The following is a 23,159-nucleotide window of genomic DNA, read 5'->3' on the forward strand; positions in this document are numbered from 1 at the left end:
ACTTCCGCCGCTTCGCCACCCGATACGACAGGCGAACAGAACACTTCACAGGCTTCATCAAGCTCGCAGCAGCCATGATATGGATGCGATGAATGCCGATCGGTTCTAGCGTCGTCAACTAAAGCGGCCGCGTCCAAGCTAGTGTGGGTGGGCCTCGGCAGCCAGGCTACCGGATCCTTCTGAATCTCATTCCCAATTAGGAACGTTTCAGGGGTGATGGCATTGAGGCGATGTCCCGCCTCGAAGACAACCGTCGCAATAAGTCGCGAACAATACTGACCGGTAAAGTGAAGGACCTGATATGACCAAGGCTGAAGAGAACCTCATGGCTTGGCTTCGCGATGCGCACGCCATGGAAGAACAAGCCGAGACGATGCTGAAGGCCTTGGCAGGCCGGACCGACGACTACCCTGAGATAAAGACGCTCATCGAAAAGCATCTCGGCGAGACCCAAAGGCAGGCTAAATCGCTTCAGGAATGCATTCAGCGTCGCGGTGGCGATACGTTGACTTTGAAGGATGTAGCGGGGAAGATGGTCGCGTTCGGCCAAGGTATGAGTGGTATGTTCGTAGAAGATGAGATCATCAAGGGAGCGATGGCGAGCTACACGTTTGAACACATGGAAGTCGCGGCGTATCAAGTTTTAATTGCCGCTGCCGAAGCTGTCGGAGATGGCCGAACGAAGGCGGTTTGCGAAGGTATTCTGCAGGAAGAGCTTGCGATGGCTGATGACCTTGAAAGCCATCTGCCGGGGTTGACGGGCAAATATCTCAGCCGTTTGGATGTTTAGCCTCATCGAGTGAGGGCAGACAAGACCCGCTCCGGCGGGTCTTTCTATTGTGGCAAGCTAACAAGCCTTTGCTGCTCGTCAATTGCGAGCCGGCGCACCTTGCACATCTGACGACAGCTACGGCTGTGCATTGCAATTCATTGACTGCGATCTTACTGCTGGACTACAGCACGGCTGGTAGGATGTAGCAGCATGAGCACGAGTGAAAGGCCGGTCTCGGATAACGGTTATGTCAAGCCAATATTTCTGACCAGTTCAAATCCTTCTCAACGCATCGTCGATAGCGAGATCGACAAACGCAGACTACACCGGAGATCAGTTCCGTTCGGACGTCGCAGCCGCTGGCGCCGCGAAGTACGGGCTTTCCAAAGATTACATAGAGAACGTGCTTCCAGTCCTGGCAAGTCATACTTCGGGCTTCGGCGTGAAGCTTGCGACCAGCAACTCGGCCTTGATCGGTGGCCGGAAGACCAAGCAATCAAGGCATGCGATGCAGTCCGCCGGTCTGCTCGAGAAGAACGGTGGGGAATACGAGTTTCATGATTGGGCGCATGAATAGCTTCGCCAATGCGCTGTCACGGTTCACCTCCACGATCGAGACCGGGAATTGTCCTCTCGAATCCCGTGGCGGCAAACTTATCAACTGGCTCAAAGGTGACGACGCGCCGCTCGAGGGCAAGATCCCGATGCCGAAGGGCGATCCACGGCGCTTGCCCGACGGCTCAATTCTTCCCCATGCCGACGAGCGATCTCCGAAATCAAATCCCGGACTTCCCTGACGGCCTCCCGCTGCCAATGCGAGATCCTCGGCGCACGCTTAGCGGAGAGCGGATTCCATTTCCGTATGCCCGATCCTCGCAATGAGGGTGAGAGTTGGTCGCCGCCCCCTGTCGATGCCAACGCATCAGCACCGGCGAAGGTGGACGTAGAGGTGAAGCCGAGCTCGGACCGGGCATCAATGTGAAGGTCGAGCCCAGCTCATATTTCACGACTCTGGTGGAGCGTATGGAGAAGGCCATCAAGCTCGTCACCTCAATAGCATACAGCAGCAACGGCCCCGGCTCGGCAGGTCATTCATCCCCCGATGCAAGCGCGGCTTCGTCAGGGCAAGGAGGCAATGAGCTACTTGGCTTCCAGTAACGCTAACCACGCAGCCGCCGCCGCGGTTGCCCTGTCCCATGCGATCTGTGCCGTGACGCCCGCTTGTAGGGCACCGACGAGTTGTCGACAGGCGTATAAGAAAGTGGTTTCGGATTCCGCGATTTCGCCGTCAGTCTCTAAGTCTCTCGCTAGGCCTTCCACCAGCCTAAGCGCGTTTTGGGCAGGCGAACCTCTCGCAACCCTCAAAACCGAGACGGCATAGCGGGCTCTAATCAAGCCTTCTTTCTCGCCCATCCGATCTTTGACCCTCACCACAATCGAATCGCTCGGATGGTATTGAACCATAGGCTGAACGCCGGGTGCGGCGATCCTTGCTTAGGACTGAGTGGATCGCGACGAGCTTGATGGCCTGTGCCGGCTAGAGGCCGGTGAGGGCCGACGAATGACCAGGTGCCGAACGACCCAGATTCTCATCGCGAGCGCCAGATAATCAGCGATCCGAAGAAATACGCATTGACCTTGGCCTTGCTCTGACTTGGAGTCCGGATCGGCTTGCTAGCGTCGCAAGCTTTTCTTTTGTTAGGCGATGTAACGGGCGGTCGAAGAAACGCCACACAACAGCGGCGAGTGCGAAAGCACCGGCGATAATACCCATGGTCAAGGCCCGGCTTTGTTGCTGTGGTGCGAGCGCCGTGAAGACGACGTAGCCGAGCTGCATGTGTAACAGGTAAAGGGGATACGTGATGCCGCCGGCGGCGAGCACGGCCTTTGCCGGCAGCGGCATGCGCTTGACCTTGGTCGCAAGAAAGACAGACGCGAAAGAAATCAGACAAACGGCAACGGCCACCTTTGGGTCGAATGAACTGTCGGAATGTACGCCAAGCCGTTCAAGTTTATGGACGGTTTGGAATACCACTGTACCCAGCGCCAATACCGACAGCGCCCACAGGCGCAGATCACGGCGTCCGCGATAATACTCGTAGATGAGGAGACCGGCCGCGAAAAACCCGCTGTCGTCGGCTATGAAGAGCTTCTCGAAAATGGGTGCGTCGATCGTGAGCTCATTGGCGGAAGTGATTGCTAGCCATACCACGATGATCGCGTCCATCCGGCTTGGAAACAATCCTGACGCCATGAGAATGACGACCCAAATGTAGAACACCACCTCAATTACAAGCGACCAGTAGGCGGAATCCATATAGGGCTGACCGAGCATTGGCGCCGCGATGAAGAGATTGCACAACCACTGCCGCGCCGTGACTTCGAAGTGACCCGCACCGAACAGCGCAACGGCAACGAAGGTAATGGTCATGCAAACGACGAACGTGGGATAGATGCGACTAAAGCGGGCGATCGCGAACCCCGTCGGCGTCCGCCCCTCCGCCGAGAAAGCGATAACAAAGCCGCTAATTGCGAAAAAGACGGGTACGCCGAGGAAACCGTATTGCGCAATCGGGGCTAACTCCGGAAGCGCCACCAAATACGTGCCGTGCGAATAGGGGCCCCAGAAACCGTAGTGATACAGAATAACGCCTGCGACAGCGGCGAGCCGCAGCAGGTCGAGGGCCGGTAGCCGCGAGGGCGCTGTCTGAATTTGCTGCACGAGCCTGATCTTCCAGAGCATGCACCATCCGCCCTATCGCTGAAGATCCCTTTAACACAACGTTGAACGGGCATCCGTCACAGCAGGGCTAGTTCCTCCCCATTGCACGTTCCTAAAGTGCCCGTCGTAACGATCGCCGTCTTTAGTCTTCGCGACACGCAATCTGCTCGACCAGGTTGACGACGCTGCGGCGGAGCTTTGGATCAGTGATCCGAGTGAATGCGCGGATCAGGGCTAGTCCCTGAGATGTTGCGACAAAACTGGAAACGTAGTCAGGTGATGGCACCTGGCCGGGATCCTCGGTCGCGGAGATACGCGTGGGGCTACCCTCGAATAGAAAAGAAACCGGAATTCCAAGGATCTCGGAAATCTGCTTGATGCGACTGGCACCGACGCGATTAGTGCCTTTTTCGTACTTCTGAACCTGCTGAAATGTCAGCCCCAAAGCTTCCCCGAGTTGCTCCTGGCTCATGCCGAGCATAATGCGGCGCATGCGCACACGGCTGCCGACATGCTTGTCAATGTAATTGGGCGACTTAGTCGACATATCCTGGTCTCTTCGCCGGAAGGCGGCAGCAAGCTGTCGGTACAATCAGTTGCAGTTATCGTCAAATTCAACTCGATCACATGATGAAAATTCGAAGTTAATTCGCTATGGAATGGAATTGCTCGACTTGGCGTTAGTTCCACTTCCCGATCGGATCTACGACTATGAACTAGGGGCGCGGCTACGCCGCGACGTGCGCGTGCAACGATAAGGTCCTCCGGATACAAACTATGTAACGGTCATCGTAGAAGAGCCGCTGCACTAGGCGCATCACGTTGCAATTCCTCGATCGCGCTCTTACACCTGATACAGCGCAATGGCGAAAGGCTAGCAGCGTGGTGAGCACCAGTTTGTTGTCCGCGGCCAAGCAATGGATTCCTGCGTTCCAACCGACACCACCAGAGATCTGCGCGGAAACGCTCCAACGGATCCTATGCTCTTTTGATCGGCCGATTATCGAAGCGACAGCACGTGCCAGGCTAGAACGCGTCCTGCGGTACCATGACGAGGGCCACGTCAATCTTCTCATCGTGACGATCATCGAGTCCGCGGACAACGAAAATGCGCTGGTCGCGCCGGTGATTGAGGCCGTGCACCATGTGATGACTCGGCAACGCGCGTGGACGGACTAGGGCTCAGAATGGCTCGAGGCATTTGATCATCTGCCGCCACTGATGACCATTTCGAGGTCATGCACGAGCTCGACCTTTTCCTCGAAACATCGCTCGGCAAGTATCTGGGCATGATCCTGGAAAACAAGTTGAGGAAGCATTTCGAACCTGAGCCCACTCAGAAGCCGCGGGTCGAGCGAAAGTCTAAGGCCGAAATCGTGATCGCCGAGGGATTGTTCCTCCTCCAGCACAAGGGAGAACACAAGACGTCTCGCATAACCCAGCTCGCCTTCGACAAGTTCGGACTTAATCCGACCAGTTGCGCAGCTGTGACGAATGTTGCCCGGCCCTATGGGTATCGCCTTTGGCTGGTGAAAGGCCTCTCTCGTGTTGCGCTATATGAGATTTCGGCGCCGTCGACCTCGCCGGCCATTCGTGAAGCAATCGAAAATAGGTTGCGCCTTGGAGAGAAGGTCCGGGCGCCAGATCAGGCGCTTACGAGCGACCTCGGGTTGAGGCTACCTCAAATCGCCATCGCTTCAACGGTTGGAGAATATAATGAGCAAGGCGCCCGACGGCACCATTTGCATTGCCGCGCATGATGCCCCGCTGCGTGCGCGATCTTCAAATTATCCCGAGCCGTACCGGTCGCAGATGGCGAGGCGGCAGAAGAGGCCGCTTGGTGATCTGTTCGGGATTCGGAATTTCGGCGTCAACCTGACACGTCTTTTGCCGGGAGGTATGTCTTCGCTGATGCACCGGCACGATAAGCAGGACGAATTCATTTTCATTCTGGAAGGCCAACCTACGCTAGCAACAGATCAGGGAGAGTTCGAGCTCCAGTCAGGCATGTGCGCTGGCTTTCCGGCTAAGGGTCTTGCGCATCATCTGATCAATCGTACGGGATCCGATGTCGTGTATCTGGAGATCGGTGACCGCTCACCTGGGGATTCCGCTACCTATCCAAACGACGATCTTGAGGCAGTGCTGGATTCGACGGGAGCTTGGCAATTCCTGCATAAGGATGGAAAGCCCTACACTGATTGAAGCCAATCTCAGGGCGGCGGAATGGGATGGAACGAACCTGATCGGGCGCGTTATCTCGAGGTTGAATTGTTCCTCGCGGCCGAACGGAGCCTCACAATGAGCATATTTGGAAAGATCATGGGTGCCATCTTCGGCAGCCACGCCGAAGCTGCGACACCGACATCAAAACCCGAGACAGGCGGCGGGTCTGCTGCGACCCCGGCCACCTCTACCTCAAATGGAACGGCCGCCGGCAGCACTGTTGACGTTGCAGCCATTCTCGACAAGGCTGTAGCGAAGAAAAACGAACAGCTGGCCTGGCGAACTTCGATCGTTGATCTCATGAAGGCTCTCGACGTCGACTCCAGCCTAGAATCTCGCAAGGAGCTGGCGAAGGATCTGGGCTTTCCCGGCGACATGAATGACTCCGGGACAATGAACATTTGGCTGCATAAGCAAATGATGGCACAGCTGGCAGCTAACGGCGGCAAATTACCGCCTGATCTCACCCGCGCAGCTTAGCGGGAGGTTCGCTTCGATTCATGCCAGCAGGAGTTCGACAAGTGGCGATTGGTACTGTGAAGTGGGGCCACATATCCCTATCTCAAACGCTCAATTCTATCGGCATACGACGCGGGGGTTAATCCGGGGGGTTATATTTTAATCAATATTCTTTAATGTTTTCAATCTGATATGGCGGAGAGAGTGGGATTCGAACCGTCATCCTTGTAAGCGCCTGAAAAGTAATGACTTCTTCGACCGCGACATTGGCTTTGTGTACCAATGCGATGTAAACGGCCTTCCGAAACCTTGTCAACAATTGCGGAATCAGGCCGAGGGTTGACGACGGAAACGCGCGCCTACGCTTGTTCACCGTCCGGCCCCGTAGGGCGGGACGTCGAGCGGAGGGGCCTTGCGCGCGTTTCCGACGTCACCGCGCGACGGGGCCCCCGGTTCTATGCGGGAGGACGGTGGACGCGCAGCGTCCAGGCGCGGGACCCGTGGCCCGCGTCGTGCCGTCCGAAGCATCGAACTGGGGTGAGTGCGGGGAACCCCGGCCGAAACTTATTCTCACAGGGAACATTATTCCGGACGCCTAGGAATCAAACCTCGTCGGCGACTACCGGAGAGAATGTTTCCTGCCGTTCCGGGAGGCCGACGTCCGATAACTGACAAATCCGCTACGCCGCAACCGCCCGCAGCCATTCCGCGGAATGAAGATTTCGGTAATTTAGCACCGTTTTCTAAGATTGTGGCAAGCCTCTGCCGTTTCCCGGAACGTCATTTCGCTGTTTTGATACCGTTTTTCGAGTTTCCAATGAAGGTGTTCCAAAAATAGACAGGTTTAAACGCGCATTGGATGGGGTCGGCGGGGCGGCTGGGATGATTGCCCACGGGAGAAAGACCCCCGTCGTTCAACGCGGCAGGAGGCTGCGGGGGCCGTCTCCGCGTGCTGCGGGCCATCCGTCGAGCGGTCCCGGCGTATCCGGAATGACGGCAGCCGTCGCGCCCGTGACTGCTGCCATGAGGTGTTGCCCCGCAGCAGTCCAGTCGCGGAGGCAACGCTTGGAGTGCTCCCGGACGGCGGCGGCAAGGGACGGCCAGTCGTCTCCGGAGACAGTCAGGAAAAACATCCGCAAGGCGAGGTCGTCGGCAACTGCGGTCTGGTGGCCCATGACGTCGCACCACGGCTGTCCGGCTTTCCGGATACGGCGCCAATGCTCATGGCGCCGGGCCGCCGTCTCGTCTGTGCGAATCCAGGCCGCGAGGTCTGGCGCGTAGTAAGCCCACTCATGGCGCGGCGTCCGGCCGCTGGCACGGTCGATCACGTAGCGCCGGAGGATGTGCGGAGCGACCGTCATCGAATGTCGAATCCATTAGCATCGCGGTCGGGATGGCGCGGCCGAGGTGGCGAGAAACGCTCTCCACGGCGCTCGAATTCGGCAGGCTCGTCATTGCCGAGGCTGCGGAATCGATCCAGCTCCGGGATGATGTACGCCACGCCCTGCGCCGACAGATGTTTCCGTTGGTCGTCGTCAAGGTGCGAAATCACGAAAGCCTGGAGCGGCTTCGGAAGGCGGTTCAAAGCTTCAAGATCGCCACCCGCAGCGGTCTTGACGTCGGCGGCGACGGCAGACCGTGCCGACGTAATCGTTCGCGTGGTCGTCGCGACGGCTTCGTGTTCGCGTTTTCAAGCAGCTTGTGCGGAAGCGGACGGTTCGCAATTCTGAATCTCGACGCCTGCGCGCTGCGCGGCGATCCATAGACGGTCCTGCTCATGCTGGGTCCAGTCGCCGTCGAGATAGACTTTGCCGTCCCATGCATCACGCGCTTTAACGACCGTGGCCGCGATCGCTTCATCAGTCAAGGCGGGTCCGCCGGTGCCGCGTGTGGCGCCTGCGATCATGCGGCGACATCCACCGCTCGAAGGCGGTCAACGATGCGAACAAGGTCGGCTTGCGTGGCGCGGATATCCTGGAGAACGGATTCGGCAGCGGCATGTCCCGGAGCGCGCCCGATCTCGCGAAGAGCCTTCGCGATCTGAACCGTTGCACCGGTGAGCTTGCCGACTTCACCGACAAGGCGGGCCACGGCGGCGACGGACGTACCGCAGGAAGTCCTGCACGATCCGGAAGGGCTTTGATGATCGCGGTGCGGGCGAAACCTGAAACCGACGTCTCGGCCGATGCGGCCGCAGCGGTGAGTGCTGCGGATGTCGCGGGATCGAGACGGACGGACAGGATTGAAGGCATGGCACCAACTCAGTGAAACGATGTCACTGAGGATGAGTCCACCGGCGGCTTTGAACAAGCCATGCTATCTTACGATGTGCGCGAGCCGGACAAGCCATGGTGTGTGACGTCGGCTTGAATAACGCACAACCCATGTTGTCATACGGCGGCAACGCAAACGGCTGCGGGAAGCCGTTTGGTGGGGGTTAAGGGGGAGGTTTCCTCCCGCCTCACCAGCTTGGGGTCAGGAGCGAAGCGTATGACACCATGGCTGGCTTTCTCAGATTCCGCTCACTCAAAACGACTGCACAAGCCATGTTGGCGAATTCGTCGAGCAATGACACGACAAGCGGTCACGAAGGGGCTGAAAACCGCAACGTCGTGTCAACAATGAGGGACTGAGGACGTCGAATCAGGCGTATCCTGACCGACAGGATTCTGACGATGGAGGCACGACATGGACTTGGGATTGACCCTATTTGTTGAGTTGGAACGGCTGCGGGACGCGGCGGATTTCTATAGGGCCGCATTCGGCGCCGAGCAGGTGGCCACGCATAACGAGGATGGCCGTCTCTCGGCCGTGGAGATGCGCCTTGGCGGCTCGACATTTAACGTGTGTGGGGCAAACCCGAAGCGAGAACAGGAACCGCAGCGCGGCGGTCCCTTCTTTCCGAAGGCCGCCGGCGCGGTGAATGCAATCGTGAACCTAACCGTTCCGGATTTGGATGCAGCAGTTCGTTCTGCGATTGCCGCCGGTGCAACGGTCCGAAATGGAATCGAGACTGACACCGCCGGTCGGCGGGTGGCGGCCCTTTTCGATCCGGATGGCCATATCTGGGGGCTCGTCGAACGGCAGACAGTAACGACGGCGATTGCCGCTTGAAGCGACAAGAAAAGGCCCCGAAAAAACTCGGGGCCTTGTTCATTGGGTGTCGCGGCGCTTATCCTCGCTATTTTCCGGACGTCTTATGCGGCTGCGTTGCAGGCGCTCAATATGCCGCCCGTTGAGTCCAAGGGAACGAAGCTCACCAGCCGCCCAAAGCTTTCCGGGAGCGGCGGGCCGAGGTCGATTTTGGGTACTACGCGGCTCTCTGGCAGACTTCGCGAAGTGAATACGTTCGTTTTCCATGCCTGCAGTCATAGACTCACCCCAGCAACAAGGACAGGACACCACTAACCTACCGGTCATGATCGAGTACATCGCCACGAATTACCGGCTGACATGCAGGTCATACTGGCCGTGGAAGCGCCGACGACGTTCCGTTTCGATAAAGTGATCGAACTCGATGAGGCCTATCATCTCCTGAAAGCAGACCAGTACAGCCAGATCTATGAGTTTATGCGGCCATTCACGGACGCCATGTACAATAGTTTGCTTGGTAGTGATGACCCGAGCGATGAGGAGCCAGCTTCGTAAGCGGTATATCCCTGAGGAGACAGCTGCTATGGGAGAAGTATAGTCGAGCGTACTATGCTGCCCCTCGAAAGCCACACGATTGGCCTACCCGACGGCAGCAGCACGTCTGAGCGGGGATCGCCGGCGATCGACAAAACCTCCGCCTCGACGTCGCACGATAGGCTGCGCGCGATAGGCGGTGGCCAAGTTCCTTGGCCCGTGATGTTTCATGCGCGGCATAGCTGCAGACCGCCCGGCCGATGCCCGAAATACGGCCGCCAAATGCGTCCCTTCGCTAGGGTCACCGGCTCGCCGCAGCCTGGGCAGGCATAGGCTGGCCCCTTGGCTGCCTGCGCCGCTTCGATCCGAGTGTTGAAGATGGCACGGTCTGAGGGCAGTAAGCTCTTGGCGATTCACAGCTGTGAAGGCAAGGCTAAGCCAAGTGCGCTGTGGGTGTGGTGCTTGAGCGGCGGTAACTTGGTTCCATCGCGCTCTTGCGCTTTATAAGAGGTCCGCTGGATCGGGTCCTCGAATAGGTAAGGCTAAAGGCGGTAACGAGGTAAGCGATGTCGCCGAAGATGCGCCGCTTGAGGAGTTCGCCGCGCTGGAAGCGTGGTGAGTCGTTCGATCATCTCGATGACATCTCGTGCCGCGCGCCGCCGGGCTGGGGATGACCTGGTTAACCCGGAGTGAAGCTCGCGAGAACAATGCAGCATGTGCCTCGGATCGCGGTTGCGTTGATACCGGGTCGGGACCGTAGTTCTCAACCGTAGTATGGTCAAATAATTTGCATCGTGGTGAGGTGGGGCGGCGAGGTTCAGGATGAAGAACCTACCAGATCGATTGCAGGCGATGGGGGTATATCCGGGGGTCATATCTGAAAAATCCAAAAATATCGTTATTTTTCAATGCGATATGGCGGAGAGGGAGGGATTCGAACCCCCGATAGGCTTGCACCTATGCCGCATTTCGAGTGCGGTGCATTCGACCACTCTGCCACCTCTCCAGGGGCCGCCCGGGCGGACGGGGCCGCGTTTAGCGCGTTTTCAGGCTAAGTGGAAACTGGTTCGCGCGAAGAACGCGCGCATTGATACATTGCCGCGGGATCAAATGCAAAATCGAACCGGCAGCGAGGTTCGCCATGGAAGCCGCGGACAAACTGAGGCCATCGGTGCCTCGTTGTGGCCGAGTGGTGGGACCGCCGGACGCGATAATAACCGGCGGTCCCGTGCCGCGTCATTAAATCGTGGCCGGAAGTGCGGCTTCGCGGACCACCTGCGCGACCATCCGACCGTAGCGGTCTTTGCGCAACCGGCAACGCGATCCGGATTTTAACCTCACCAATCAAGGTTACTTTGTTGTGAAAGGAGATCAGTGTTGTGAAAGGAGATCAGTCCTTGGCTTTCCTGTCTTTCTTATCTTTGTCCTTTCCGTCCTCGATATTCTTTTCTTTCTTGTTCTCTTTCCTGCGATTGGTGTAGCGCGCGTTGCCAAGGCCGGTACCGATGGTCAATACGCCCCAGCGTTTGACATCCTGCATGTAGGGCGTTTCGCTCAGACCTTGCACCACGCCGTCGTTATGCATGAGCACGGTAGTGTCGTGACCGCCGATCTCCGGAATGGCCTCGATCAGCAAACCCGGCAGGTTGAACCTGCTGCTCTCCCAGTTCCCCGGAAGATTCTGCGCGCCTTTCTCGATCGATCCGTCCTCCTCGATTACGCCCGGACAGGAAATGCCGATGAAAGGCGCGAGCTTTAGCCCCTGTTTTTCCGCCTGCGAAATGAGGTCCTTCAGCATCTTCGCAAGTCTCTTCACCGCGCTCTCGCGGGTCGGCTCGTCGTCGGCATGGCGCCACAGCTCGGACTTCCACACCCCGGCCTTGGACAGGTCGGCAGCCTTCTTCCATTTCGTTTCAACCACTCCGCAGCGGATGTTTGTCCCGCCGATATCAACCGCCAGAATGCTGTCGAACGCCTCGAAGATCCAGGAGGGCGCCAGATGCAGGCAGCCGATCAGCCCGGCTTCGTCGGGATCGAAGCGAATCGGAATCAGGTGGATTTTGTGACCCTCGCTTTTCAGCAATAGGTCGGCGCGAGCGATCGCGATCTCGCCGACACGGCTTTTGCGAAAGCCGCCGCCGACCACGATGCATTCGGTGTCAGTCCAAGCCTTGGTCTTGAGGAAGCGCCCGGTCACATAGGCCAGTTCCTGCGCGAATTCCTCGATCGCGCCGTGCACCAGCGCCGCAGCCTCGATGTCATCGCCGACCAGCGTCTGATCGAGCGATCCTTTGCCGATCTCGGCGGAGGGGGTCTTGCCGAGAGGATCGTCGCCGTTTTTCTTCAGCGGTTTGCGCAGGTCGTCGAGAATTTTCCGGAAAGCCCCCCTACAGGCGCGGTCACCGAGAAAACCCTCCTCGTCCTTTAACTCGATGTTGTAGCTGTCGACGTCCACGGATGGCAGCCGCAGAACACCGTGCTTGCCGATGCCTGCGGTGCTTGCATTGCCTTCGGCCATTGCGCCCCTGCTGTTGTTGGTATTCCCGGAACACAACGGCGTGGGAACCGGATGGTTGCAACGGCCCGGTCAAATCGTCGCAGCGCCGTCCGCTCGGCGCGGCCGATTCCACGGGTACATCGATCGAATCCCACTGGAATCAGCGGGCTATGCACCCCCAACGCAGCGCGCAGCCCGGCCGGACAATCGGAGCATTGACCTTCCAGTTAACACCCGCGATACCGCTGTCTGGCGCCGCGAAAGGTTTGATGCTTACGTTCGGCGCAGACTGCAAGCCATTATTCAGACCCAGTTTTTCACGCCGCGTCGTTTCCGACTTATCAGGGCAATTCATTGTGGGATTTTCTTACCGGAGCTGTTTGCTCGTAGCCGCCTGCACATTCGGATTCGCCGGTTCAGCTCTTGCAGCCGATCTCGCCGGCACCTGGCAAGGCAATTATTCATGCGGCGCAAACCGCAACATTGCCTTCACGCTCGATCTGCAACGGTCGGACACCAAATTCGAAGGTACTTTCCGTTTTGCTGTGCCGGAAGCGCGCGACAAAGGCGGCGCTTACAAAGTCAGCGGCAGCATCGATGCCAAGGGCGGATTTACTTTCGTGCCGCGCGACTGGATCGAACGCCCTAGCGGCTACACCGCGGTCGGACTGGTCGGACGCCTGCGTGACAATGGCTTGATGATCGAAGGCACTATGCCGGGCTGCGGCGGCATTGGCGACAATTTTACCGCCACGCGCAACACCCCCGCGGCGCCATCGGGTAATGCCGCGGCCGCGAATACGCCCGTCACCAAACCGCAACCGCCCAGCGGCGGCAAGCTTCAGGGACAATGGCGAGGCACCATAACGTGCACCGCGAAGCGGCGCGAACCCGAGACGCACGACGCGCAGGCCGACATCGTTCAGGACGGCGACCAACTGGCTGCGATATTTCGATTTAAAACACTGAACAAGGCACGCCCCGGCGTTGCCGAGACCGCCGAACAGATCGTCGTTACCACCGGTCACGCAGACGGCAGCCAGGTGAAATTTGACGCCGGTTTGGTAGTCGAGGGAAATCCGCGGTTTTCTTTCAAGATTGACGATGCGCTGCTCGATCTATCGGGCAAACAGCTAGCCGGCAACGTGACGGCGTCCGACTGTCAACAGATCAAGCTTGAACGACACGGCGAGAGCAAGCCCATCGCGTTCAACGCCAACATGGTTGGCGTCTGGACCTACGCCGGCCGCAGCCATACCGACCTGACGATGTCGTTTAGCAACGATGGCTTCGCCGAATTGTTCGCCTCCATGCCCGACGATCAACCGCCCGCCGCGCGCGACCGGCTGCGGCGCGTGCTGGTGCCGCTTTACGTCAACGATCATCGGACCATTCTCATGGTGGCCGGAACTCGTGAGGCCACCGGAATATTTAGGCCCGAAGGTAGCGGTCCGCAGTATCATGTGCTGTCGCGGGCGCGCGCTTTCATTATATCGACCGTCGGTGACAACCTGTCTCTCGTGCCGGTGTTGAGCACGCGGGATATCTGGGAAGCGCCTGGGGGCGATGCACGGACCTCGCTGCGCAGGCTGCCCAACGAAATGCTGCTGACGCGCGCCGACCCAACCTTGCAGAAGCAACTCGACGCGGGGCGAACGCCACCGGTCAAGCTGGCGGATGGCATCGGTGGGCTGCTTGCCGCCGCGCCTTCGCGCCAAGATCAATGCACGGTGTTGCGAAACTGGATCGCGCCATTTGTCGCCAGCACCGACCTCAATCGCATGAGTCTCGATGCCGGCACACGCGTGATCATGGATGCCTTCGCCAATAAAGCATTCGTGCCGGTGTTCGGCCTGCCGTTTGCGGACATGCAGGAGGCGCAACGGCGTTCGATCTGGGAGTTGATGCAAACCCATTGCATCCGCGCCATGAAAATCCAGGCGCTCAACAATCTGGTGATTACTAACTCGTTCTTGAATGAGCGCCACTTCGTCGACATCGCGTCGCTGTTGTCCAACCGCGCCGAGGCGGACAAGTGGTTCGACGAAATGGTCCAGACCGTCGGCCAGCTGCCGCTGGAGCGTCCGGCGCTGGAACGGATTGCCGCGATCGGCAAGGAGGCGGCGAGCCGCTACAACGACGTCGCACCGGCGAGGAAAGCTGCGTTCGAGGACAGCCTAAAGACCAAAACCAATCAGGTGCTTGAGAGCGTTTTCAATCAGGATCTGAAGTCGCTGATCGCCGCCGACGATAGTCTCGCAACATTGAGCAAGCTGTCGGACTTGCTCGGCACCATCGAGAAGTCGTCGCTGCCGCAAGAACGGCGGCAAGTTCTTGTGCAGCAAGCGGCGCCGAAGGCGAATGCGATTGCGCAGCCGCTTTACGTCAGGGCGGTCGCTCAGGCCGAGGCAGCACCGCAATCGCTCGATGGACTCGCCGCCATCCGGCGCATCTGGGCCGAACTCGCGCCGGTGTCGCGCATGATGGCGGCGCATTTCACGCCGGACCGTGACGGCTCGTTGCGCGCCGTGTCGGCGCGCGAGCGCACTCTGTTGGACGACACCGCGATCCAGCAGGCGTTCCGGACAGCGATGCTGGCGGTCAAACCGGCGGGCGATCCGGAGACCAGCGTGCGGAACGAAGCGTTGAAATATGTCGACGCCCGGACCATCGACGACGGACCGGGCACGATCGGGGCGTATCAGACCGCCGTCAACGACGGCGTCGCGCGCGCGGAAATGCGGCTGATCGATTTCAGCGAGGGCAGCGCCCTGGCCGAGCCTGGCGAGCCGACCGCGGAAGACATCTTCCTGCTGGTCAACCAACGGCTGACCAAGGCCAATCAAGCAATTCGCGATCTTGAGCGGCAATGCCTCTCCGGCGGCTACCGCAACGATCCGGTCCTCGGCATCGAGTGCCTGCAAATCCTGGCGCTGACCGGCGGCAAGGGCGGCATGCGGGTGCGCCTGACTGCCTTCAAGAAAATCAGTTGCGCCAAGGATGCCGGTCAGGGCCGCTATCGCTGCCTGTTCTCGGTCTCTCATACCAGCAACAGTCCGGCGATTACCGGGCGGATGGGACAGCTTTTCTCAGCGCCCGGCGTACAAGACAGCCTGTTCATCTGCAACACCGATGGCTGGACAATGGTCAGCGGAAGCCGCGATTCCCGATGAGCGAAACTTGGTGCAGCAACAGCCGCGCGCGTCGGATCGCACCGATCCGGTCGCGCCAGAACGTGACAATGAAGCAGCCGACAATGAAGCAGTCAGTGACGATGCGAACTCACGTCGGCACCATGGCGAGCCTGACCTTGGCAATCTTGCTTGCCGCCCCCTCGCACGGAGTCGCGAAACAGCTCGTGCCGGCGCAATTTCAGGGTGTCTGGCAGAACATGGAAGGCAAGACCGGCGTCTGCAAACAGGCAGATTGGGGCACCGCCGCGCAGACCGATACGCATATCCGCATCAGTCCGGAATCCGTCGATTATCACGAAACGCAGTGCCGTTACACGTCGATCCCGGCCTCGAAGGCTGATAGCGGCAGCGGTACGATCCGGCTGACTCTCGCCTGCCGCGGCGAAGGCGAGACGTGGTCGGCGACCGAAATCTGGCAACTGCAAAAGATCAACGAGCAGTCCATGTTGCTGATCGCCTCACTGAACAGCAAGCACCCGTACATTTTCGCCTATCAGCAGTGCGTTGCGGCCGGCAATGGTACGGCGCCGTCCGGCAGCGGCGCGTCGTCGCCCGCGAACGCCCCGCCAGCCAAGCCGATCGCCGCCGCTAGCCTGCCCTTGCAGCGTGGATATTATGTCGCCAGCGACACCCCCTGCGGTCAGGCATCCAATGCCACGCTGCAATTGCTTCGCCGCGGCGGCATCGGCGCGGCTCGTACGCTCTGCGAATTCAAGGCGATCGAGCAGACCGGCCCGACCAGCTACCGCGTGCGGGAATCCTGCAGCGAACTCGGCAGCGCGACCGCCGCCACGGAGACTGTCAGCTACGAGATCGCAAACGACCGCAGCTTCACGACCCGACGCGCAGACGGCGCCGACTATAACGCCCGCTATTGCGTCCAATCCAGTCTTCCAAGCCCTTGGCGCGATAACGATATTCGTGGGCTCATCAAATAGGCGGCCGTCAGGCCAGCGCGCCGCCGCTCTAGCAGGCCAGAATGGCCGAAAATCCGCCAAATCCGGCATTTTCGCCGGCATTTGCCGGGCGGTTGCCTTGACTCCCTTCGCTGGGCCACTATAAAGCCGCCAACCGGCGCAGGGTGTTTCCCGCGCCGCTTGTTTTTGCGCGGCCGGCAGGCCTTCGCCCCGAGCGCGCGGAAACGATATTAGCCCATGCGACTGAACAAAAAGCCGGCCCGGACCTGTCCGAGGCCGGGATCGAACACGAAGGAATAAAACGATGTTCGCAGTCATCAAAACCGGCGGCCGGCAGTATCGTGTCGTTCCGGATGATGTACTTGAGATTGGCAAGATCGCCGGCGAGGTCGGGACGATCGTGCAGCTTGGCGAGGTTCTGGTGCTGGGCGGCGACACGCCGGTGCTTGGCGCGCCCACCGTGGCAGGCGCCTCGGTCGCGGCGGAGGTGCTGCAGCACAAGCGCGGTCCCAAGGTGATCGCATTCAAGAAGCGTCGTCGGAAGCATTCGAAGCGCAAGCGTGGTTATCGCGACGAAATCACGATGCTGCGTATCACCGAGATTCTGGCTGACGGTAAGGCTCCGACAATCGGGCCGCGCCCGAAGAAGGAAAAGGTCGTCAAGCCTGCAGAAGGCGAGGGTAGCGACGAGGCGCCGAAGGCCGCGACGAAAAAAGCCGATTCTAAAAAGACATCCGCCAAGAAGGTTGCTGACAAGGCTCCGGCAAAGGAGGCTCCAGCAAAAAAGGCTCCGGCTAAGAAGCCCGCTGCCAAGAAGGCGAAATCCGACGATTAAGAGCAATTAAAAATCTCCGTGAGAGAAAATGAATGATTCTGTCACGGAAATGATCTAGAGATACGGACGAAGTTGGAGACGGGCGATGGCTCACAAAAAGGCAGGCGGTTCTTCGCGGAATGGACGCGATTCGCACGGCAAACGCCTTGGAATCAAGGCGTTCGGCGGCGAGCGCGTGATTCCCGGTAACATCATCGCCCGCCAGAGGGGGACCACCTGGCATCCCGGCCTTAATGTTGGCATGGGCACTGACCATACCCTGTTCGCCAAGGTCGAAGGTCGCGTCGCGTTTCGCGTAAAAGCCGGCGGCCGCACTTTCGTATCGGTCCTCCCGATGACGGAAGTCGCAGCCGAATAGACGGTGGATGACATCACGTCCGCCGGTACCTGTTGAACCGGTGGGGCATTGATGGCTCCAAGGGGGAGGCGGGAAACCGGCCTCCTTTTTTATTTTGCGCTCGCATGAAGGCTTGCGTTCGCATCACGGAGCCCGACCATGCTGCAGGACATGCCCATCCCGACGCCCTTGCTGCGCGATCGGCGGTCGTTCGCGCTTGAGACCGAGCGGTTGACGCTGCGCAAGCCGGCCCATGCGGACGCCAGGGTCATTGCGGCGCTCGCTAACGACCGTCGCATCGCGGAGATGGCGCGCCGTCTGCCACATCCTTATACGCTGGATGACGCGGTTCGCTTCGTCGAAGCCGTCGCGTGTGATAGCCGCGAGATGGTGTTTCTGGTCGAGCACCATCATGTGCCGGTCGGAGTAGCTGGCGTTGATTGGAGTGAGCCAGATGCGCCTGAACTGGGCTATTGGTTCGGCGTGGATTATTGGGGCCGGGGCTTCGCCACCGAGGCCGCGCGCGCGGTGATCGACTACGCCTTTGAGGAGTATAACGTCGATCGCATGGTCTCCGGCGCGCGCGTGGTCAATCCGGCCTCGCGCAACGTGCTAGAGAAGTGCGGCTTCCAGTGGACCGGCGTCGAACTGCACCGAATCAGGGCGCTCGGCTCGTCCACACCGATCGATCGTTTCCGCCTGTCCCGCAGCGTATGGTCGTCGCTGAAGCATTGGAATAGTGCCGCTCGTCGCGAACGGTGACATCTGAAAATCTTGGGGAGCGGCATGCCGACGCGTTTTTCTTCACCCGAGCCAGCATCCATCCCCGGGGCAAGCCTGAGGACATGCTTCGCCCGAAACCGCTTCATCTGACGATTTCAGGCAACGGCCGTGATCCGATCACGATGCACGGCCGTTGCCTCGCCAGTCCACCTATCCTACCTAATCGGTTATGAAATTCCTCGATGAAGCCAAGGTCTATATCCGTTCCGGCGATGGCGGTAACGGCTGCGTGGCTTTCCGCCGCGAGAAGTTCATCGAGTTCGGAGGTCCTTCGGGCGGCAATGGCGGACGCGGCGGCGACGTCATCGTCGAGGTCGCCGACGGTCTCAACACGCTGATCGACTACCGCTACCAGCAGCACTTCAAGGCCCCGAAGGGCGCCAACGGCATGGGCTCCGACCGCCACGGCGCCAACGGCAAAGACATCGTGCTCAAGGTGCCGCTCGGGACCCAGATCATCGACGAGGATCGCGAGACGCTGATTCACGATTTTACCCAGCTCGGCGAGCGTTTCGTGCTGGCGGAAGGCGGCAATGGCGGATTCGGCAATGCGCATTTCAAGTCGTCCACTAATCGCGCCCCGCGCAACGCCAATCCCGGCCAGCTAGGGGAGGAGCGCTGGATCTGGCTGCGGCTGAAACTGATTGCGGATGCCGGCCTCGTCGGGCTGCCCAATGCCGGCAAGTCGACGTTTCTCTCCAAGGTCAGCGCAGCGAAGCCGAAGATCGCGGACTATCCGTTCACGACGCTGCATCCGCAACTCGGCGTGGTGAATGCGGATGGCCGCGAATTCGTGCTGGCGGATATTCCCGGCCTGATCGAAGGCGCGCATGAGGGCGCGGGACTCGGCGATCGTTTCCTCGGACATGTCGAGCGCTGCCGCGTGTTGCTGCATCTGGTGGATGCCAGCGGCGATCATGCGGGTCGAGCCTACAAGATCGTGCGCGGGGAAATGGAGGCCTACGCCGGAACGCTTGCCGAGAAGATCGAGATCGTGGCGCTCAACAAGATCGACGCGGTATCGGCTGAGGATTTGAAGAAGCAGCGCGACCGCCTCAAGCGCGCCGCGAAAAAGACACCGCTGCTGGTATCAGGTGTCACGGGCGATGGCGTGCCGGAAGCATTGCGCGCGCTTGTCGAGGTCATCGGGCAAGCGCCCGTCTCGGACAAGGCCAAAGGCGCGGATGCTTCGGTTGCGCAGGCGATAAAAACACCGGTGGCCCGGGCCAAGCCGTGGTCACTCTAGGCGATACCCGCGTAAGCAGGAACGATCCCATCGGTATTCCGCTTTCCTAGCCGCCGCTTTCATGTGATGAAAGCTGCGCTGTCGTTTCGATTGACCGTCGATTGCCATGACCCGCCCGCATCTCAAGAAATTTCGTCGCATCGTCGTCAAGGTCGGCTCGTCCCTTCTAATCGATTCCGCGGCGGGCAAGGTTCGCGCGACGTGGCTGTCGGCGCTGGCTGCCGATATCGCGGCGCTTCATGGCGACGGCTGCGACGTGTTGATCGTCTCGTCCGGCGCGGTCGCACTCGGCCGCAGCAAGCTGAAGTTGCCGCGCGGCCCATTGAAGCTGGAGGAGAGTCAGGCCGCAGCCGCCGTTGGGCAGATCGCACTGGCCCGGATCTGGTCGAAAGTGTTGGGCGATCACGGCATCGGCGCGGGGCAGATTCTGGTGACATTGCAGGACACCGAAGAACGCCGTCGCTATCTCAATGCGCGCTCGACCATCGCAAAGCTGCTCGAGTGGCGCGCAGTCCCGGTCATCAATGAGAACGACACGGTGGCTACCAACGAAATCCGCTACGGCGACAACGATCGCCTTGCCGCGCGGGTCGCCACCATGGCGAGCGCCGATTTGCTGATCCTGTTGTCGGATATCGACGGTCTCTATGACGCGCCGCCTCATCTCAATCCGGAGGCAAAACTGATTCCGGTGGTGAAGAGGGTCACCGCAGACATCGAGGCGATGGCAGGCAGCGCTGCGTCCGAATTGTCACGCGGCGGAATGCGGACCAAGATCGAGGCAGCAAAGATCGCAACAACCGCCGGCACGCACATGCTGATCGCTTCCGGCAAGATCGAACATCCATTGCAGGCCATCATGGATGCTGGTCCCTGCACCTGGTTTCTGACGCGGGCGAATCCGGTCACGGCGCGCAAGCGTTGGATCGCCGGTTCGCTGGAGCCCAAGGGTACGCTGACGATCGATGCCGGCGCGGTCGCAGCGCTACGCGCCGGCAAGAGTTTACTTCCGGCGGGCGTGACCCGGATCGATGGACATTTCGCGCGGGGCGATGCCGTCATCGTGCGTGGCCCAAATACGCATGAAGTCGGTCGCGGTCTCGTTGCCTACGATGCAGTCGATGCCGACAAGATCAAAGGACGCTCGTCTTCCGACGCCGCGCAGCTTCTGGGGGTCAGCGGCCGTTCCGAAATGATCCATCGCGACGATCTCGTGGTTGGCGGGTTGCGCGGCGAGGCTGATTAGAGTGGCTGTTTAGAAAGGACAGGCTTGATTGAATCGTCAAGCCCGGCTTTATGCCGGGCCATGATGAATCCTAGAGCATTTTCTGGCTGAGTGGAAACGCATTAGCTGACTATGCTGGAGCCAATCATACTGCTGAGGATCGCGTAGATGGTTCCCATGGCCGTGATTCCAAAGGCAGCCGCCGCCATCGGGAGCAATATCTCGGTGGCCGCCTGCTTGGAGCTCTGCTGACTGCCCCAAACCGCAAATTTGCCCGTAATCCAATCTCGGAACGGGACCTCGTTCGGATGCTTGTCGTAGTCCGGCTGATGCCTGTACCACACCAGAAACGACCCGCTGAAACACAGGCCGGCCACCAGAAACAGAACGGTGATGAAGGCCAGCGGAAGTGCGACGAAGCTCTGCCTGTCAAAAAAGACCCATGCCATCAGTACAAACCAGGCAACTAGGCCGGCTGCAATCTTTGGGATGGTAGAGTGAAGCTGAGTATAAGTCTCGTTTGCCGGGTGGTTATGAGCGATTGGTTCTCTGATCATGGGACATTACCTTTCTTTGATGCGCAATGCGGGCTTGACGGTTTTGAGGTGGAGTGGCGAGACGCCATAACCGCGGCAAGGGGACTGGCGCGACCGCATTGAGCTAGCCAGCCGTACAGAAAGAAAACAGCGTCGATCACGGCAGGTTTCAGGGTCACGGAGAGTTGTGTGCTGTTGCTAAGCTGATACTCGGTGTGGTTTTGTTCGCCCTGGATTTCCGTTCGTGCTGCCGGAAAGTACATCGGCAACGCCAGGATCGAATCCTGCTCGGCATTAGCTGATGTTTCAATATTTGATATGACGCGTTATGCGCGAGCACAGCTGTTCGCGCGCATCGCTTCACTCGATGGTGACCCACGCTCCTTTCAGAGGCTGTACGCTTTTGCCTCGCGCCTCGCCGGACACGGATTTCTATGCTAGGACGTGACCTCAAGAGAGAACAAACAGCGGGGATTATTATTTGATATGACTGCCTCCCTGAAGGCGGTCGGCGCCTTGGCCGATCTTCCGGTCTTGATGAGCGACCTTGCAACACAGGCGCGTGTAGCCGCGCGAGCGCTCGGTCTTGCTTCAACGGCGCAGAAGAATCAGGCGCTTGATGCGATGGAGCGCGCGATCCGGAAACATGCGGCTGCGATTCTCGAGGCCAATGCGGAAGATGTCGCTGATGCACGCGACGGCGGTGCGACGGCGGCGTTCATCGATCGTCTCACGCTGACGCAAGCGCGCGTGGAGGCGATGGCTGACGGCGTGAAGGTCGTCCGCGAGATCGACGATCCGGTGGGGCGCGTCATCGAGCGCTGGCAGCGACCCAACGGCATGACCATTGAGCGTGTGCGTGTGCCGCTCGGGGTGGTCGCCGTGATCTTCGAGAGTCGTCCCAACGTCTGCGCCGACGCCGGCGTGCTCTGTCTCAAATCTGGCAACGCTGTAATCCTGCGCGGCGGCTCGGAAAGCTTTCGCTCATGCCGTGCTATTCATGATTGTCTGGTGCAGGGATTACGCGAGGCGCAATTGCCGGAAGCGGCGATCACGCTGGTGCCGACGCGGGACCGTGCTGCGGTTGGGCTGCTCTTGAGCGGGTTGAACGGCGGCATCGACGTGATCGTGCCGCGCGGCGGCAAGAGCCTTGTCGCGCGTGTCGAGGCCGAGGCGCGCGTGCCGGTGTTTGCGCATCTTGAGGGCGTCAATCACGTCTATGTCGATGGCGCTGCCGATCTTGCGATGGCGAAGGCGATCGTGCTCAATGCCAAGATGCGTCGCCCAGGCGTTTGCGGTGCAGCCGAGACGCTGCTGGTCGATCGCGCCGGTGCGCGGGACACTCTGAAGCCGTTGATCGAAACGCTGATCGATGCCGGCTGTGAGGTGCGCGGCGATTCCGTCGTGCAGGGTATTGATCCGCGGGTCAGGCCCGCGACCGATAATGACTGGGACACCGAATATGGCGAAGCGATCATTGCTGCGCGCGTGGTCGATGGTTGCGGTGGTGCCATTGATCATATCCAGCGCCACGGCTCGCACCACACAGACGCAATCGTGACCGAGGATCCCGAAACGGCTGCCCGGTTTCTTAACGAGGTCGATTCAGCGATCGTGCTGCATAATGCTTCGACGCAATTTGCCGACGGCGGCGAATTTGGCTTTGGCGCCGAAATCGGCATCGCCACAGGCAAATTCCATGCGCGCGGGCCGGTTGGCGCCGAGCAACTGACCAGTTTCAAATATCGCATACATGGTAGCGGGCAGGTCCGTCCGTGAGCGC

General features: G+C 59.7%; 25 protein-coding genes and 1 tRNA gene. 18 read left to right on the forward strand and 8 right to left on the reverse strand.

Annotated features, from left to right (window positions below; genetic code table 11):
• Positions 1-301: 301 nt before the first annotated feature.
• From GGQ85_RS06785 to GGQ85_RS06795, 3 genes are all read left to right on the forward strand, one after another.
• Positions 302-790 carry a ferritin-like domain-containing protein gene (locus tag GGQ85_RS06785; RefSeq protein ID WP_309773891.1) on the forward strand — a complete coding sequence of 163 codons (489 nt, stop codon included), beginning with the start codon at positions 302-304 and terminating at the stop codon, positions 788-790.
• Between the two features lie 385 nt (positions 791-1,175).
• Positions 1,176-1,349 carry a hypothetical protein gene (locus GGQ85_RS06790; RefSeq protein ID WP_309773892.1) on the forward strand — a complete coding sequence of 58 codons (174 nt, stop codon included), beginning with the start codon at positions 1,176-1,178 and terminating at the stop codon, positions 1,347-1,349.
• Complete coding sequence (locus GGQ85_RS06795) at positions 1,342-1,569, forward strand: hypothetical protein (RefSeq protein WP_309773893.1); 228 nt, start codon at positions 1,342-1,344, stop codon at positions 1,567-1,569. Before GGQ85_RS06790 ends, GGQ85_RS06795 begins: the two co-directional genes overlap by 8 nt.
• 812 nt (positions 1,570-2,381) lie before the next feature.
• Here the strand turns inward: GGQ85_RS06795 and GGQ85_RS06800 are convergent.
• Both GGQ85_RS06800 and GGQ85_RS06805 read right to left on the reverse strand, forming a co-directional pair.
• Complete coding sequence (locus tag GGQ85_RS06800) at positions 2,382-3,515, reverse strand: acyltransferase family protein (protein WP_309773894.1); 1,134 nt, start codon at positions 3,513-3,515, stop codon at positions 2,382-2,384.
• 121 nt (positions 3,516-3,636) lie between these two features.
• Positions 3,637-4,041 (reverse strand): helix-turn-helix domain-containing protein, encoded by a 405-nt coding sequence (locus GGQ85_RS06805; RefSeq protein WP_309773895.1) that lies wholly within the window; start codon positions 4,039-4,041, stop codon positions 3,637-3,639.
• Between the two features lie 275 nt (positions 4,042-4,316).
• Here GGQ85_RS06805 and GGQ85_RS06810 point away from each other — a divergent pair, with 275 nt between their 5' ends.
• The 4 genes from GGQ85_RS06810 to GGQ85_RS06825 all read left to right on the forward strand — a co-directional run bounded on the left by GGQ85_RS06810 (position 4,317) and on the right by GGQ85_RS06825 (position 6,200).
• The gene (locus GGQ85_RS06810; RefSeq protein WP_309773896.1) at positions 4,317-4,673 is read left to right on the forward strand and encodes a hypothetical protein; all 357 of its coding nucleotides are present in this window, start codon (positions 4,317-4,319) and stop codon (positions 4,671-4,673) included.
• Positions 4,674-4,732: 59 nt separating this feature from the next.
• Positions 4,733-5,254, forward strand: coding sequence for a hypothetical protein (locus GGQ85_RS06815; protein WP_309773898.1), 522 nt, complete (start codon positions 4,733-4,735; stop codon positions 5,252-5,254).
• Positions 5,211-5,699, forward strand: a complete 489-nt coding sequence (locus tag GGQ85_RS06820; RefSeq protein ID WP_309773899.1) for a cupin domain-containing protein — start codon at positions 5,211-5,213, stop codon at positions 5,697-5,699. The genes GGQ85_RS06815 and GGQ85_RS06820 overlap by 44 nt, the downstream gene beginning before the upstream one ends.
• Positions 5,700-5,795: 96 nt before the next feature.
• Positions 5,796-6,200 (forward strand): DUF3597 domain-containing protein, encoded by a 405-nt coding sequence (locus GGQ85_RS06825; RefSeq protein WP_079445615.1) that lies wholly within the window; start codon positions 5,796-5,798, stop codon positions 6,198-6,200.
• Positions 6,201-7,093: 893 nt separating this feature from the next.
• Here the strand turns inward: GGQ85_RS06825 and GGQ85_RS06830 are convergent.
• Together GGQ85_RS06830 and GGQ85_RS06835 are read right to left on the reverse strand one after the other, a co-directional pair.
• A complete protein-coding gene (locus GGQ85_RS06830) occupies positions 7,094-7,540 on the reverse strand; it encodes a hypothetical protein (RefSeq protein ID WP_079445549.1) in 447 nt (148 codons plus the stop codon).
• Between the two features lie 329 nt (positions 7,541-7,869).
• Positions 7,870-8,085, reverse strand: coding sequence for a hypothetical protein (locus GGQ85_RS06835; RefSeq protein ID WP_139372816.1), 216 nt, complete (start codon positions 8,083-8,085; stop codon positions 7,870-7,872).
• Between GGQ85_RS06835 and GGQ85_RS06840 the strand changes: the two genes are divergently transcribed.
• From GGQ85_RS06840 to GGQ85_RS06850, 3 genes are all read left to right on the forward strand, one after another.
• Positions 8,067-8,447, forward strand: a complete 381-nt coding sequence (locus GGQ85_RS06840) for a hypothetical protein (RefSeq protein ID WP_079445551.1) — start codon at positions 8,067-8,069, stop codon at positions 8,445-8,447. The genes GGQ85_RS06835 and GGQ85_RS06840 overlap by 19 nt on opposite strands.
• 420 nt (positions 8,448-8,867) lie before the next feature.
• The gene (locus tag GGQ85_RS06845) at positions 8,868-9,293 is read left to right on the forward strand and encodes a VOC family protein (protein ID WP_079445552.1); all 426 of its coding nucleotides are present in this window, start codon (positions 8,868-8,870) and stop codon (positions 9,291-9,293) included.
• 339 nt (positions 9,294-9,632) lie between these two features.
• Positions 9,633-9,827: a hypothetical protein gene (locus GGQ85_RS06850; protein ID WP_079445553.1), complete on the forward strand. Its 195-nt coding sequence runs from the start codon at positions 9,633-9,635 to the stop codon at positions 9,825-9,827.
• 206 nt (positions 9,828-10,033) lie between these two features.
• Here GGQ85_RS06850 and GGQ85_RS21070 read toward each other — a convergent pair whose 3' ends face one another.
• The 3 genes from GGQ85_RS21070 to GGQ85_RS06860 all read right to left on the reverse strand — a co-directional run bounded on the left by GGQ85_RS21070 (position 10,034) and on the right by GGQ85_RS06860 (position 12,324).
• Complete coding sequence (locus tag GGQ85_RS21070; protein WP_445376076.1) at positions 10,034-10,219, reverse strand: competence protein CoiA family protein; 186 nt, start codon at positions 10,217-10,219, stop codon at positions 10,034-10,036.
• A 503-nt stretch (positions 10,220-10,722) separates the two neighbouring features.
• Positions 10,723-10,812: transfer RNA gene (locus GGQ85_RS06855), tRNA-Ser, on the reverse strand.
• A gap of 384 nt (positions 10,813-11,196) precedes the next feature.
• Entirely contained in the window at positions 11,197-12,324 is a 1,128-nt protein-coding gene (locus GGQ85_RS06860) for an ROK family protein (RefSeq protein WP_309773900.1), read from the reverse strand.
• A 359-nt stretch (positions 12,325-12,683) separates the two neighbouring features.
• Between GGQ85_RS06860 and GGQ85_RS06865 the strand changes: the two genes are divergently transcribed.
• The 7 genes from GGQ85_RS06865 to proB all read left to right on the forward strand — a co-directional run bounded on the left by GGQ85_RS06865 (position 12,684) and on the right by proB (position 20,861).
• The gene (locus tag GGQ85_RS06865; protein WP_309773901.1) at positions 12,684-15,476 is read left to right on the forward strand and encodes a hypothetical protein; all 2,793 of its coding nucleotides are present in this window, start codon (positions 12,684-12,686) and stop codon (positions 15,474-15,476) included.
• Between the two features lie 68 nt (positions 15,477-15,544).
• Positions 15,545-16,435 (forward strand): hypothetical protein, encoded by an 891-nt coding sequence (locus tag GGQ85_RS06870; protein ID WP_309773902.1) that lies wholly within the window; start codon positions 15,545-15,547, stop codon positions 16,433-16,435.
• A 283-nt stretch (positions 16,436-16,718) separates the two neighbouring features.
• Entirely contained in the window at positions 16,719-17,249 is a 531-nt protein-coding gene (rplU, locus tag GGQ85_RS06875) for a 50S ribosomal protein L21 (RefSeq protein ID WP_309773903.1), read from the forward strand.
• An 85-nt stretch (positions 17,250-17,334) separates the two neighbouring features.
• Positions 17,335-17,607: a 50S ribosomal protein L27 gene (gene rpmA / locus GGQ85_RS06880; protein ID WP_079445558.1), complete on the forward strand. Its 273-nt coding sequence runs from the start codon at positions 17,335-17,337 to the stop codon at positions 17,605-17,607.
• Positions 17,608-17,745: 138 nt separating this feature from the next.
• Complete coding sequence (locus tag GGQ85_RS06885; protein ID WP_079445559.1) at positions 17,746-18,348, forward strand: GNAT family N-acetyltransferase; 603 nt, start codon at positions 17,746-17,748, stop codon at positions 18,346-18,348.
• A gap of 190 nt (positions 18,349-18,538) precedes the next feature.
• Positions 18,539-19,615 carry a GTPase ObgE gene (gene obgE / locus GGQ85_RS06890; protein WP_309773904.1) on the forward strand — a complete coding sequence of 359 codons (1,077 nt, stop codon included), beginning with the start codon at positions 18,539-18,541 and terminating at the stop codon, positions 19,613-19,615.
• A 106-nt stretch (positions 19,616-19,721) separates the two neighbouring features.
• On the forward strand, positions 19,722-20,861 hold the full coding sequence (proB, locus tag GGQ85_RS06895; protein ID WP_309773905.1) for a glutamate 5-kinase: 1,140 nt from the start codon (positions 19,722-19,724) through the stop codon (positions 20,859-20,861).
• Positions 20,862-20,962: 101 nt separating this feature from the next.
• Here the strand turns inward: proB and GGQ85_RS06900 are convergent, their stop codons facing one another.
• Complete coding sequence (locus tag GGQ85_RS06900; protein WP_079445562.1) at positions 20,963-21,397, reverse strand: hypothetical protein; 435 nt, start codon at positions 21,395-21,397, stop codon at positions 20,963-20,965.
• A 465-nt stretch (positions 21,398-21,862) separates the two neighbouring features.
• On the opposite strand from GGQ85_RS06900, the gene GGQ85_RS06905 reads away from it, so the two are divergent.
• Positions 21,863-23,155 (forward strand): glutamate-5-semialdehyde dehydrogenase, encoded by a 1,293-nt coding sequence (locus GGQ85_RS06905; RefSeq protein WP_309773907.1) that lies wholly within the window; start codon positions 21,863-21,865, stop codon positions 23,153-23,155.
• The last annotated feature ends 4 nt before the right edge of the window (positions 23,156-23,159 follow it).

The sequence above is a fragment of the Nitrobacter vulgaris genome, assembly GCF_031453995.1.
GTDB classification, from domain to species: Bacteria; Pseudomonadota; Alphaproteobacteria; order Rhizobiales; family Xanthobacteraceae; genus Nitrobacter; species Nitrobacter vulgaris.

What these genes read in the sequence shown, in the direction of transcription:
- GGQ85_RS06785 (WP_309773891.1), top strand. Translation starts at nt 302, where the DNA reads ATGACCAAGGCTGAAGAGAACCTCATGGCTTGGCTTCGCGATGCGCAC.
- GGQ85_RS06795 (WP_309773893.1), top strand. Translation starts at nt 1,342, where the DNA reads ATGAATAGCTTCGCCAATGCGCTGTCACGGTTCACCTCCACGATCGAG.
- GGQ85_RS06800 (WP_309773894.1), bottom strand. Translation starts at nt 3,515, where the DNA reads ATGCTCTGGAAGATCAGGCTCGTGCAGCAAATTCAGACAGCGCCCTCG.
- GGQ85_RS06805 (WP_309773895.1), bottom strand. Translation starts at nt 4,041, where the DNA reads ATGTCGACTAAGTCGCCCAATTACATTGACAAGCATGTCGGCAGCCGT.
- GGQ85_RS06815 (WP_309773898.1), top strand. Translation starts at nt 4,733, where the DNA reads ATGCACGAGCTCGACCTTTTCCTCGAAACATCGCTCGGCAAGTATCTG.
- GGQ85_RS06820 (WP_309773899.1), top strand. Translation starts at nt 5,211, where the DNA reads ATGAGCAAGGCGCCCGACGGCACCATTTGCATTGCCGCGCATGATGCC.
- GGQ85_RS06825 (WP_079445615.1), top strand. Translation starts at nt 5,796, where the DNA reads ATGAGCATATTTGGAAAGATCATGGGTGCCATCTTCGGCAGCCACGCC.
- GGQ85_RS06830 (WP_079445549.1), bottom strand. Translation starts at nt 7,540, where the DNA reads ATGACGGTCGCTCCGCACATCCTCCGGCGCTACGTGATCGACCGTGCC.
- GGQ85_RS06835 (WP_139372816.1), bottom strand. Translation starts at nt 8,085, where the DNA reads ATGATCGCAGGCGCCACACGCGGCACCGGCGGACCCGCCTTGACTGAT.
- GGQ85_RS06845 (WP_079445552.1), top strand. Translation starts at nt 8,868, where the DNA reads ATGGACTTGGGATTGACCCTATTTGTTGAGTTGGAACGGCTGCGGGAC.
- GGQ85_RS06850 (WP_079445553.1), top strand. Translation starts at nt 9,633, where the DNA reads ATGCAGGTCATACTGGCCGTGGAAGCGCCGACGACGTTCCGTTTCGAT.
- GGQ85_RS06860 (WP_309773900.1), bottom strand. Translation starts at nt 12,324, where the DNA reads ATGGCCGAAGGCAATGCAAGCACCGCAGGCATCGGCAAGCACGGTGTT.
- GGQ85_RS06870 (WP_309773902.1), top strand. Translation starts at nt 15,545, where the DNA reads ATGAAGCAGCCGACAATGAAGCAGTCAGTGACGATGCGAACTCACGTC.
- rplU (WP_309773903.1), top strand. Translation starts at nt 16,719, where the DNA reads ATGTTCGCAGTCATCAAAACCGGCGGCCGGCAGTATCGTGTCGTTCCG.
- rpmA (WP_079445558.1), top strand. Translation starts at nt 17,335, where the DNA reads ATGGCTCACAAAAAGGCAGGCGGTTCTTCGCGGAATGGACGCGATTCG.
- GGQ85_RS06885 (WP_079445559.1), top strand. Translation starts at nt 17,746, where the DNA reads ATGCTGCAGGACATGCCCATCCCGACGCCCTTGCTGCGCGATCGGCGG.
- obgE (WP_309773904.1), top strand. Translation starts at nt 18,539, where the DNA reads ATGAAATTCCTCGATGAAGCCAAGGTCTATATCCGTTCCGGCGATGGC.
- proB (WP_309773905.1), top strand. Translation starts at nt 19,722, where the DNA reads ATGACCCGCCCGCATCTCAAGAAATTTCGTCGCATCGTCGTCAAGGTC.
- GGQ85_RS06900 (WP_079445562.1), bottom strand. Translation starts at nt 21,397, where the DNA reads ATGATCAGAGAACCAATCGCTCATAACCACCCGGCAAACGAGACTTAT.
- GGQ85_RS06905 (WP_309773907.1), top strand. Translation starts at nt 21,863, where the DNA reads ATGACTGCCTCCCTGAAGGCGGTCGGCGCCTTGGCCGATCTTCCGGTC.